Origin of the sequence: Micromonospora sp. NPDC005291, assembly GCF_040607415.1 — a bacterium.
GTDB lineage: Bacteria > Actinomycetota > Actinomycetes > Mycobacteriales > Micromonosporaceae > Micromonospora.
Window position 1 is genome coordinate 128,729 of sequence record NZ_JBEXGR010000018.1, and the last position, 11,106, is coordinate 139,834.

8 protein-coding genes are annotated in these 11,106 nt (G+C 73.0%); 4 read left to right on the plus strand and 4 right to left on the minus strand.

Features of this window, described 5'->3' with window-relative positions; all coding sequences use genetic code 11:
- Positions 1 to 160: 160 nt before the first annotated feature.
- Complete coding sequence (gene aspS, locus ABZT18_RS23180; RefSeq protein WP_354994962.1) at positions 161 to 1,447, minus strand: aspartate--tRNA(Asn) ligase; 1,287 nt, start codon at positions 1,445 to 1,447, stop codon at positions 161 to 163.
- Positions 1,448 to 1,925: 478 nt separating this feature from the next.
- Between aspS and lipA the strand changes: the two genes are divergently transcribed.
- Together lipA and ABZT18_RS23190 are read left to right on the plus strand one after the other, a co-directional pair.
- Positions 1,926 to 2,897: a lipoyl synthase gene (lipA, locus tag ABZT18_RS23185; protein ID WP_354994985.1), complete on the plus strand. Its 972-nt coding sequence runs from the start codon at positions 1,926 to 1,928 to the stop codon at positions 2,895 to 2,897.
- 126 nt (positions 2,898 to 3,023) lie between these two features.
- Positions 3,024 to 4,640, plus strand: coding sequence for a hypothetical protein (locus ABZT18_RS23190; protein WP_354994986.1), 1,617 nt, complete (start codon positions 3,024 to 3,026; stop codon positions 4,638 to 4,640).
- 5 nt (positions 4,641 to 4,645) lie between these two features.
- On the opposite strand, the gene ABZT18_RS23195 is transcribed toward ABZT18_RS23190, so the two are convergent.
- On the minus strand, positions 4,646 to 7,534 hold the full coding sequence (locus tag ABZT18_RS23195) for an AAA family ATPase (RefSeq protein WP_354994963.1): 2,889 nt from the start codon (positions 7,532 to 7,534) through the stop codon (positions 4,646 to 4,648).
- Between the two features lie 182 nt (positions 7,535 to 7,716).
- Entirely contained in the window at positions 7,717 to 7,887 is a 171-nt protein-coding gene (locus ABZT18_RS23200) for a hypothetical protein (protein ID WP_354994964.1), read from the minus strand.
- 207 nt (positions 7,888 to 8,094) lie between these two features.
- Between ABZT18_RS23200 and ABZT18_RS23205 the strand changes: the two genes are divergently transcribed.
- Entirely contained in the window at positions 8,095 to 8,781 is a 687-nt protein-coding gene (locus ABZT18_RS23205; protein WP_354994965.1) for a DUF4191 domain-containing protein, read from the plus strand.
- A gap of 68 nt (positions 8,782 to 8,849) precedes the next feature.
- Here the strand turns inward: ABZT18_RS23205 and ABZT18_RS23210 are convergent, their stop codons facing one another.
- Positions 8,850 to 9,248 (minus strand): RDD family protein, encoded by a 399-nt coding sequence (locus ABZT18_RS23210; protein ID WP_354994966.1) that lies wholly within the window; start codon positions 9,246 to 9,248, stop codon positions 8,850 to 8,852.
- 261 nt (positions 9,249 to 9,509) lie between these two features.
- On the opposite strand from ABZT18_RS23210, the gene glnA reads away from it, so the two are divergent.
- Positions 9,510 to 10,934 (plus strand): type I glutamate--ammonia ligase, encoded by a 1,425-nt coding sequence (gene glnA, locus ABZT18_RS23215; RefSeq protein ID WP_179780309.1) that lies wholly within the window; start codon positions 9,510 to 9,512, stop codon positions 10,932 to 10,934.
- Positions 10,935 to 11,106 lie beyond the last annotated feature (172 nt).

Sequence of the window (11,106 nt, forward strand, 5' to 3'; positions counted from 1 at the left end):
CCGCCGCCCCGTCGCCCCGTCGCCCCGTCGATCTAGGGACTATCGTCGCTCGTTGATCTCCAAGCACGACGATCTGCCCTAGATCGACGGGGCGAGGGCTGCGCGGGGCGCGGGGGCGGCGGGGGCGGCGGGCGCGGGGGGCGGCAGGCGGGGGGCGGGGTTATGGGGTTAGGCGGTGTAGGTCTCGGGGGAAGGCGGTGACTTCCCGGATGTTGGTTGCGCCCACCAGGCGGGCCACGAAGCGTTCCAGGCCGATGGCGAAGCCTCCGTGTGGCGGCATGCCGTGCCGGAACGCGTCCAGGTACCCGGCGTACGGCTCGACCGGCTCGCCCCGCGCGGCCAGTGCCGCCAGGTAGTCGGCGTGCCGGTGCAGTCGCTGCCCGCCAGTGACCAGCTCAAGACCGCGGAAGAGCAGGTCAAAACCGTTCGAGTACGCGGGCTGCGCCGGGTCCGGGTGGGTGTAGAACGGCCGCTTCGCCATCGGGTAGCCGGTGACGAAGAGGAAGTCCGACCCGTGTTCGCGCAGTGCCCACTCCCCCAGTGCCCGTTCGTGGGCGGGCGCGAGGTCCGGCTCGTCGGCGGGCGCGCCGGCGATAGTCAGCGCCTCGGTGAAGTGCACCGTCGGAATTTCCGCCGGGACCTCCGGCGGCGTGACGCCGAGTGTCGCCAGGGCACCGCCAGCGCGCTCGCCGACGGTGCCCAGCATCCCGGCCAGGGTGTCGCGCAGCACGCGCATCACGTCGCGGTGGTCGACGACGAAGCCCAGCTCCGCGTCGAGCGACGTGTACTGCGCGAGGTGCCGGACGGTGTCGTGCGGCTCGGCGCGGAAGACCGGCCCCACCTCGTAGACACGTTCGAAGACGCCGACCATCAGCTGCTTGTAGAACTGCGGCGACTGGGCCAGGTACGCGGGCCCGCCGAACCAGTCCAGCGCGAACACGTTCGCCCCGCTCTCGGTGGAGGAGCTGACCACCTTCGGGGTGTGGATCTCCACGAAGTCGTGGGCGTCGAGCGCGGCCCGGAAGCCGGCCACCGCCGCCGCCGAGATCCGCAGCGCGGCCGACCGGGTGGGGTGCCGCAGCGCGGTGGGTGCGTTGTCGAGCTGGGTGGGCAGGCTCGCGGTGAGCGCCGGCCGGTACAGGTCGAACGGTGGCGGCACGGCGGGCGGCCCGAGCGGACGTACCGTCGGGTCGGTCAGCTCGACCCCGGCGGGCGCAGTTCCGTTCGCGGTGACCGTCGCGGTGACCTCGACGACCGTCTCCTCGGTGAGTTTCTCCAGCTCGGCACGGACGGCCGGGTCGGTGACGACCACCTGGGTCAGGCCGGCGGCGTCCCGCACGATCAGGAAGGCCACCGACTTGAGCATTCGGCGGCGGTGCACCCATCCGGCGATCCGCACGGTCGCGCCGACATGAAGGTGCAGTTGGTGGGACAGGGTTCGTTGCATGGCGGGCTGCTCCTCGGTCGATCGCCACGCCTTCGCCGCCCTGGGGTGGCGAAGCGTCGCATCAGCCCCAGGGAGGTGTGGGCGAGCGGGAACCTCGCGGTGCCACCACACCTTCGCTCCCGCCGAAGCGGGAGCCTCGTTCGTCGCCTGATGACCGGGGCCAGCCGGGCGGGCTCTACTGGGCACGGGGGTGACCCGCAACCGTTCTTCCCGCAGCTCAGGAGGGTCTTCGCGCACCGGCGCCAGACCGCCTCTCAGCACCGGCGGCTCTCTGCACTGGCGGGTCGGGGCGCTACTCGGCTCCGTCGTCGCTGTTGGCGGTGACCGTAGCACCGACGCCCGCACGTGTGACGCCCATTTTCGGCAGGCCGGTGTCGGGCGTCACAACATCTGCGGCGTGACGCCGGTCGCCTGGCGTACATAGACACCTGCCGTCGGGCGTAGGCTCGTTTTCGTGACGATCGAGCACTCCGCGCCGATGACCGGCCAGGCAGCGAGCACCGCAACGGCCGCCCCTGAGGGGCGTCGCCTGCTGCGGATCGAGGCGCGCAACGCCGAGACGCCGATCGAGCGCAAACCGCCATGGATCAAGGTCAAGGCCAAGATGGGGCCGGAGTACACCCAGCTGCGCGGGCTCGTCTCGCGCGAAGGGCTGCACACCGTCTGCCAGGAGGCCGGCTGCCCCAACATCTACGAGTGCTGGGAAGACCGCGAGGCCACCTTCCTCATCGGTGGCGACCAGTGCACCCGGCGCTGCGACTTCTGCCAGATCGACACCGGCAAGCCGGCCGAGTTCGACGCCGACGAGCCCCGCCGGGTCGCCGAGTCGGTGGTCTCGATGGGGCTGCGCTACGCCACCATCACCGGCGTCGCCCGTGACGACCTGCCCGACGGCGGCGCCTGGCTGTACGCCGAGACCGTCCGGCAGATCCACACCCTGCAGCCCGGCTGCGGCGTCGAGCTGCTGATCCCGGACTTCAACGCCGTTCCCGAGCAGTTGGCCGAGGTCTTCGGCTCCCGCCCGGAGGTGCTGGCCCACAACGTGGAGACCGTGCCGCGCATCTTCAAGCGCATCCGGCCGGCGTTCCGCTACGACCGCTCGCTGGACGTGATCCGGCAGGCCCGCGCCGACGGCCTGGTCACCAAGAGCAACCTGATCCTGGGCATGGGCGAGGAGCGGGCCGAGGTCTCGCAGGCGCTGCGCGACCTGCACGAGGCCGGCTGCGAGCTGATCACCATCACGCAGTACCTGCGCCCCTCCGCCCGGCACCACCCGGTCACCCGTTGGGTCAAGCCGGAGGAGTTCGTGGAGCTGCGCGAGGAGGCCGAGGAGATCGGCTTCGCCGGGGTGATGAGCGGGCCGCTGGTGCGCTCGTCGTACCGGGCCGGTCGGCTCTACCAGCAGGCCCTCGACGCCCGCGCGGCCACGTCGGTCGCCACCGCGGGCTGACTCCGCCGGCAGCGCCGCACGGGCCGTTCGGCGTCCGGATGCCATGATCGTGTGGTGACCGTCGGTGTACGCCAGCAGCCGCGCGGCGCGGGCACCCCGCGCCCGCGGCCCGGCGCGCGTCCCGGGTTGGTTGGCTGGCTCACCGGGTTGGCCATGCTCGCCGGGGTGGGTTACCGCCTCTGGCTGCTGGGGCACGCCGCGCCGCCGACGAACAGCGACGAGGCCACCATGGGGTTGGCCGCGCTGCACATCGCCCGGGGTGAAGGATTCCCGGTCTGGTTCTACGGCCAGCAGTACATGGGAACGCTGGAGGCGTACCTTGCCGCGCCGGTGTTCGCCCTGGCCGGAGGGCCGTCGCTGTTCGGTCTGCGGCTGCCCACGCTGGCGCTGTACGTGCTGTTCCTGCTGCTGGCCTGGCGGTTGACGCTGCGGCTGACCGGGGACCGGTGGTTCGGGTTGCTGGTGGTGGCGCTGCTGGCCCTCGGCTCCGATCGGGTGGTCAAGAACCAGTTGATCGCCGGCGGCGGCTATCCCGAGATGAACGCGGCCGGAGTGGCACTGGCCGTACTCGCCGTGGATCTGGCCACCGGGCGGCCGGGGTGGCGGCTGGCGCGCTGGGCGGCCTGGGGTTTCCTGGCCGGGCTGATGCTCTGGGTTGATCCGCTCGTGCTGCCGTACGTCGTGGCGACCGGGGCGGTGCTCGTCGGGTTCTGCCACCGGGAGCTGCGGGGGGCAGCCGGGGCGCTGCTCGGGGTGGCCGCCGTGCTGGGGGCGGCCCCGCTGTTGTTGCACAGCCTGGTGAACGGACGGAACCCGCTGCACGCGGTGCTCGCCGCCAGTGGTGCGAACGCCACCGCGGGCTGGGCAGATCGGCTGCACGGCGGCCTGCTGCTCGGCCCGCCGCTGGGCATGGGCTTCTGCGCTCCCGGGCAGTGCGCCACCTGGCAGCTGTGGTGGGCGCTCGCCCTGCCGGTGCTGCTGGTCGCCGCCGCCGCCACGGCCTGGCGGGCGCTACGCCGGCCGCCCGCCGCCCCAGCCGACGCCGCCTCTCCAGCCGACGCCGCCTCTCCAGCCGACCCCGCCGGCCCGGTGGATCTGTCGCCCCGGGTGGCGGCGGCGATCCGGCTGGCGCTCGTGCTGGCGGCGGTGGCCACCCTCGGCGCGTACACCGTGAGCAGTGCCGCCGGGCTCACCCCCGTGGAGAGTTCCCGCTATCTGTCCTGCCTGCTCATCTCGCTGCCGGGGCTGCTCTGGCCGGTGTGGACAGTGGCCCGGCACGGTCTGCGCCCGTCGATGACCGACCGGCGCGGTGTCGGGTCCACGCTGGCCCGGCCGGTCGCGCTGGTCGTTCTCGTCGCCACGCTGGGCACCGCCGCCCATGCCACCTGGCAGGCGGCGCAGACCGCCCCGGCGACCCGGGCCGCCGAAGCCCAGCACGCCGAGCTGGCGAGTACGCTGCGCCAGCTCGGCGTACGACACGTCCGCGCCGACTACTGGACCTGCAACCGGCTCACCTTCGCCAGCGCGGAGGACGTGGTCTGCGCCGTCGTCGACGACACGCTCCGCCCCGGCTTCGACCGCTACCCCGCGTACCGGCGGGAGGTGGAGCGCGCGGCGGCGCCGGCCTGGGTCGCGCCGGCCGGGTCGCCGCTGGCGGCCCGGCTCGACGAGCGGCTACGCGCGGCCCCGGGCAGCCTGGACCTTGTCACGATCGACGGCTGGCGGATCTACCTGCCGGGGTGATCTCGTCAGTCAGTGGGGCTGAGCAGGCCCAGGCGGTGGGCCAGGGCAGCGGCCTCCATCCGGTTGGTCACGGCCAACTTGGCGATGATCCGGGAGACGTGCACGCTGGCCGTCTTCGGGGAGATGAACAGCCGCTCGGCGATCCGGCTGTTGCTGTGCCCCTCGGCGACCAGCCGCAGCACCTCCCGTTCCCGGGAGGTCAGCAGGTCGGCACCGGGCCCGGCCTGGCCCGTCGCGCGCAGGCCGACCCGTCGCGCCAGGGTTGCGGCCGTCTCGGCCAGCGGCGGCGCACCCAGCCGCCGGGCGATCTCCGCGGCCTCGGTGACGGCAGCCGACACCTCGTCCCGCTCGCCCGCGGCGGCGGCTGCCTCGGCCAGCGCCACCAACGCCCGGCCGAGCGCGTACGGCTGCCCGTCGGCGCGCCACGCGTCCACCGCCGCCCGCCACGCCGGCAGCACCTGGTCACCGGCAGCCAGCAGGGCGGTGACCTGGGCGGCGTGCGCCCGCGCGGCTGGGTGGCGGGCCGGCAGGTCGGCGGCGAGCGCGGCGACGGCCGTGGCCAGTTCCTGGTCACCCAGCCGGGCGGCGGTACGAGCGACGGCGCTGAGCACCGGCCAGCCCTCGCGGGGCAGCTGCGGCAGCCACTCGTCGGCCACCGCCGCACGGGCCGCCCGAACCGCCTCGACCTTGTCGTCGGCGGCCAGGGCCGCCTCGATCCCCAGCTCGTGCAGGGGCAGCCGGTGGTTCGGCCACAGGTAGGGCCGGCCAAGGAAGGCCAGCGCCCGGCCGACCAGCTCGTCGGCGCCCGGGTGGGCACGGGCCAGCCGCAGCCCGGCGCCCAACTGGAGCCAGTGCAGCCCGGTGACACCGGACAGGTCGATCCGGGCGGCCTCCGCGCACACCGCCTCGGCCTCATCCCACCGGCCCAGCGCGATCAGCGCCTCGGCCCGGTTGGACAGCAGGTACGCCCCGGTCGAGCGGCTGATTCCCACCCGCCGCGCCTCGGCCACCCCGGCCTCGGCGGCCTCGGCGGACTCGGCGTAGCGACCCAGCTCGCAGAGCAGGTCCGACCGGAAAACCTTGGCGAGCACCAGGGCCGGGGTGTCCCCGGCCGCACGGGCGACGGCCTCGGCCCGGCCCAGCTCGGCCAGCCCATGCTCCAGGTCCCGCTCGTGGTGGCAGAGCAGGGCGATCCGGGTCGGCAGCAGGACCAGCTCCTCGCCGAGCGCCTCGGCGTCCACACTCGCCTCGGCGGCCACCCGGGCCGCCTGCTCAGGATCGATCTTGACCAGGTGGGCGGCGATGTCGGCGAGCAACCGGACCCGCTCCACGCCGGGCGGGCCGCCGGCCGCCAGCCGGTACGCCTCACCCAGCTCCCGGCTGCCGTCGCTCTTGCCGAGCAACGCCAGCAGCCGGCCCCGCTGGTCCAGCAGGCGGGCGGCGCGCAGCGGTGTGGCGTCGGCGTCCACTTCGGCCAGCCCGGCCCGCGTCAACGTGATGGCCCGGCTGAAGTCGCCGGCCGTGACGGCGGCGCCCAGGGTCTGTTCCAGCAGCGCCAGGTGGTCCATGCCGAGCAGGTCGGCGGCGTCGGGCACCAGCTCCCACAGCTCCAGCACCCGTTCCAGCAGCCGACGCTGCTCGGCGTAGGCGTACCGGTCGGCGGCGGCGCAGGCCGCGACTCGCGCGGCGACCAGGGCGCGCGGGTGGTCGTGCGCGGCGTACCAGTGGTGGGCGATCTCGGCCGGGGCGCGGCCGGCGGCCACCAGGTGCGGCTGGGCCTCGATCGCGGCGGCGAAGCGGGCGTGCAGCCGGGCGTGCTCGCCGGGCAGCAGCTCGTCGTGCACGGCCTCGCGGACCAGCGCGTGCCGGAACTCGTAGTCGCCGTCCGGGTCGGCCACCACCAGTTGGGCGGCGACGGCGGCGCGCAGCGCGTCCTCCAACTCGGCCTCGGGCAGCCCGGCGACCTCGGCGATCAGGTCGTGGGCGAACCGGGTGCCGCCGGCCGCGGCCATCCGCAGCACCCGCTGGGCCGGGTCGGGCAGCCGATCCACCCGGGCCAGCAGCAGGTCACGCAGCGTCTCGGGCAGCGCCGCGCAGCCGAGCGGGTCGCCGGCGACGGCCAGCTCCTCGATGAAGAACGGGTTGCCCTGGGTGCGGTCGTGGATGTCGTCGACGGCGCGAGGGGCCGGCTCGGCGCCGAGCAGGTCGGCGAGGATCGCGCCGGTGCCGTTGCGGTCCAGCCGGCCCAGCTCGAACCGCTCGACAGCGCGCGCCCGGTCCAGCTCGGCCAGGAACGGGCGCAGCGGATGGCCGCGCTGCAACTCGTCCGTGCGGTAGGTGCAGACCAGCAGCAGCCGGCCCGGCCGGGCCGCCCGGACCAGAAAGCCGATCAGGTCCCGGGTGGAGCGGTCCGCCCAGTGCAGGTCCTCGATCACCAGCACCAGCGGTCGGGCGTCGGCGAGCCGTTGGAACAGTTCGGCGACCAGGTCGAACAGGTATCCGCGGGGGGCGTCGTTCAGTGGGCCGGTGCTCGGCGCGGCCAGCGTCGCCGACGCGCGGCCCAGCTCCGGCAGCAGCCGGGCGAACTCCGCCTCGTAGCCGGCGAAGACCCCGGGGCCGTCGGCGCGGAGCACCGCGCGCAGGGCAGCGGCGAACGGGGCGAACGGCAGGCCCGCCTCGCCCAACTCCAGGCACTGGCCGACCAGCACCCGCGCCCCACCGTCGGTGGCCCAGCCGGCGAACTCCTCCAGCAGCCGGGTCTTGCCCACACCCGCCTCACCACCGACCAGCACGGTGGCCGGCTCGCCGGTGCGAGCCCGGCCCAGGGCGTCCCGCAGCCCCGCGATCTCGCGCTGGCGGCCGATGAGGACGGAACTGGCGGCACGTACGGTCACGGGACCGAGCATGCCATGAGCGGACGAGCCAGCGGCCAGGCCGATCCGCCGCCGGGCCAACGGTGGGGCGGCTGCCCCGGGCCCGCCCCGACCCGGCGGCGAGGCGGTTGACCCGCTCCCGCCCCGACCAGCGGGCGGAACGGGCTCCACCTGGTCGGTCGGGGCGAGCGGGGCCGGCGCGGTCACCGGCGGTCGTCGCTGGCGTGGCGAGCCTGCTGGCGGCGGCCCAACCAGGTGCGGCCGGCGGGACGCGGCAGCGACCGGGCGAGCCGTTCCGCTGCCGCCTCGGCGCGCAGCTCAGCGGTGTGCGTACGGTGCAGGGAGAGCAGGAAATCTACGTCGTTGCCGAACATGTCGGGCTCCTTCGTGGCGTCGTCGTCTTCTGTTGACGACTCTTCGCGCGAAGGCCCCACCCCGGCATGGGGACAGCGCCTCATCTTCGCGGGCGCCACCCTCCTTACCCGCCCGGTCCGGACCCGTACGGCGACGTAAGGTACTCAGCTGCGTCGGGACCCGGACGCGGATCAACGGGGCCGACGGCGACCACTAGACTCTGCGGCATGGCAAAGCCCCAAGAGAAGGTCTCGTTCGGCCAGCGGCTGAAGCAGATCGGGATGGTGTTCCAGTTCACCGCCAAGCAGGACCGGTGGTTCGCGCCCCTGGTCGCCGCCGCGGTGCTGCTCCCGCTCGCCCTCACCGTGGTCGCGGTCATCTTCTGGGGCTGGATCTGGCTGCCGCTGGGCATCCTGTTCATCCTGCTCGCGGTGTTGATCGTGCTCAACCTGCGGTCCAACAAGGCGATGATGAACGCCGCCGAGGGGCAGCCCGGCGCGGCGGCGCAGATCATGGAGAACATGCGCGGCGACTGGCGGGTGACCCCGGCGGTGAGCTCGACCACCCAGATGGACATGGTCCACCTGGTGATCGGCCGTCCGGGCGTGATCCTGCTGGCCGAGGGCAACCCGCAGCGGGTGCGCGGCCTGCTCGGGCAGGAGAAGCGGCGGCTGTCCAAGGTGATCGGCTCCGCTCCCCTGCACGACTACGTGATCGGGCAGGACGAGGGCGAGCTGCCGATCCGCAAGCTGCGGACGACGCTGCTGCGTCTGCCCCGCGCGCTCTCCGGCAAGGACGTCAACTCGCTGGACAAGCGACTCAAGGCACTCACCGCCCGGCCGCAGATGCCCAAGGGCGCGATTCCGAAGAACATGCGGCCGCCGGGCGCCTCCCGCCAGTCGCGGGGCCGCTGACCCTTTTTCGCGTACGCCTGGAAAGAGCCGGACCCGTGCGGGTCCGGCTCTTTCCGTTGGTGGCGGGTTCAGCCGCGCGGTGCGTCGACGATGACCGAGTCGGCGAGCCGGTCGTGCAGGCCACGACGGTGCTCGTCCATGATCAGCGCGGGGACGACGAGGGCCAGCAGCAGGCCCCGGATCAGCCCCCGGAGCAGCCCGATCCGGCCACCGTCGTGCCAGTTCACGCAGCGGACCTTCGTGATGTACATGCCCGGAGTCTGGGCGAACAGGCCGAGGAAGATGCCGTACACCAGCACCAGCACCAGCACCGGCGCCCAGCCGTCGCGCACCGGATCCGCGAAGAAGTTGGACACCAGCAGGCAGAGCACCCAGTCGATGATCAGCGCCCCGAACCGCCGACCGAGGCTCGGCGGGGTGAAGGTGGGGTCGGTGGCCGGCGCTGCCGGGGAGTGCGGATTGGTCACAGCGGTCAAGGGTATCCGCGCCGAGATGAGGGCTCGCCGGGTGCCGCCACCAGTGTGTGCCGAATCGGGCCAAAGGCATCAGATGCCATAGACTGGCACAGCCGGTGCGGCCTTCGCGGCGGGCCGAGGCGTGAACATGAGCGTCGCTGACGCTCCGCGAGGGACGTAACACGGCAGAAACAACGGAGACACGGCCGGGCAACCGCTTGGCCATAGCGTCGCCAGAAGCCTAGCCACCCCGTGGACGTGCCAGGAGGATGTGTGTTCGCCAATCCCGAGGAACTGCTGCGATACCTCAAGAACGAGGACGTGAAGTTCGTCGACGTACGTTTCTGTGACCTGCCCGGCGTGATGCAGCACTTCAACCTGCCGGTCGAGTCCGTCAACGACGACCTCTTCACCGATGGCCTCGCGTTCGACGGTTCGTCGATCCGCGGTTTCCAGGCGATCCACGAGTCGGACATGCTCCTGCTCCCGGACGTCGCCACCGCGTTCATCGACCCGTTCCGCGCGCAGAAGACGCTCGCGCTCAACTTCTTCATCCACGACCCGTTCACCCGCGAGGCCTACAGCCGCGACCCGCGCAACGTGGCGAAGAAGGCCGAGGCGTACCTGGCGGCGAGCGGCATCGCCGACACCGCCTACTTCGGCGCCGAGGCGGAGTTCTACATCTTCGACTCGATCCGCCACGAGACCTCGGCGCACCAGTCGTTCTACTACATCGACTCGATCGAGGGCGCCTGGAACACCGGCCGCGAGGAGCCGGGCGGCAACCGCGGCTACAAGACCGCGTACAAGGGCGGCTACTTCCCGGTGCCGCCGGTCGACCACTACGCCGACCTGCGCGACTCGATCGTGCGTCGGCTCGTCGACAGCGGCTTCAACGTGGAGCGCTCGCACCACGAGGTGGGCACCGCCGGCCAGTCCGAGATCAACTACCGGTTCTCGACCCTGCTGCACGCCGGTGACCAGCTCCAGCTCTTCAAGTACATCGTGAAGAACGAGGCCTGGGCCAACGGCAAGACCGCGACCTTCATGCCCAAGCCGCTGTTCGGCGACAACGGTTCCGGCATGCACACCCACCAGAGCCTCTGGCTCAACGGTGAGCCGCTCTTCTACGACGAGACCGGCTACGCGGGCCTGTCCGACATGGCCCGCTGGTACATCGGCGGTCTGCTGCACCACGCGCCGTCGCTGCTGGCCTTCACCAACCCGACGATCAACTCGTACCGTCGCCTGGTGCCGGGCTTCGAGGCGCCGGTCAACCTGGTCTACTCGCAGCGCAACCGCTCCGCCTGTACCCGCATCCCGGTGACCGGCAGCAACCCGAAGGCCAAGCGCGTCGAGTTCCGCGTTCCGGACCCGTCGGCCAACGTCTACCTGGCCTTCTCGGCCATGATGATGGCCGGCCTGGACGGCATCAAGAGCAAGATCGAGCCACCGACGCCGATCGACAAGGACCTCTACGACCTCCCGCCGGAGGAGTGGGGCGACGTCAAGCAGGTGCCGGGCTCGCTGTCGGCCGTGCTCGACTCGCTCGAGGCCGACCACGACTACCTGCTCGACGGTGGCGTCTTCACCCCGGACCTCATCTCCACCTGGGTGGACTGGAAGCGCGCCAACGAGGTCGACCCGGTGCGCCTGCGCCCGACCCCGCACGAGTTCGCCATGTACTACGACTGCTGAGCTGTCGCTTCAGCACCGGCCGGGCCGGCTTCGCGATTCGCGGAGCCGGCCCGGCCGCTTCGTAGCGCGCCCCGCGCCCCGCGCCCCCCGCCCCCCCCCCCCCCCCCCCCCCCCCCCCCCCCCCCCCCCCCCCCCCCCCCCCGCACGGGGGAAACGAGGGGGGGGGGGGGAA

What these genes read in the sequence shown, in the direction of transcription:
- ABZT18_RS23200 (WP_354994964.1), bottom strand. Translation starts at nt 7,887, where the DNA reads ATGTTCGGCAACGACGTAGATTTCCTGCTCTCCCTGCACCGTACGCAC.
- lipA (WP_354994985.1), top strand. Translation starts at nt 1,926, where the DNA reads ATGACCGGCCAGGCAGCGAGCACCGCAACGGCCGCCCCTGAGGGGCGT.
- ABZT18_RS23205 (WP_354994965.1), top strand. Translation starts at nt 8,095, where the DNA reads ATGGCAAAGCCCCAAGAGAAGGTCTCGTTCGGCCAGCGGCTGAAGCAG.
- aspS (WP_354994962.1), bottom strand. Translation starts at nt 1,447, where the DNA reads ATGCAACGAACCCTGTCCCACCAACTGCACCTTCATGTCGGCGCGACC.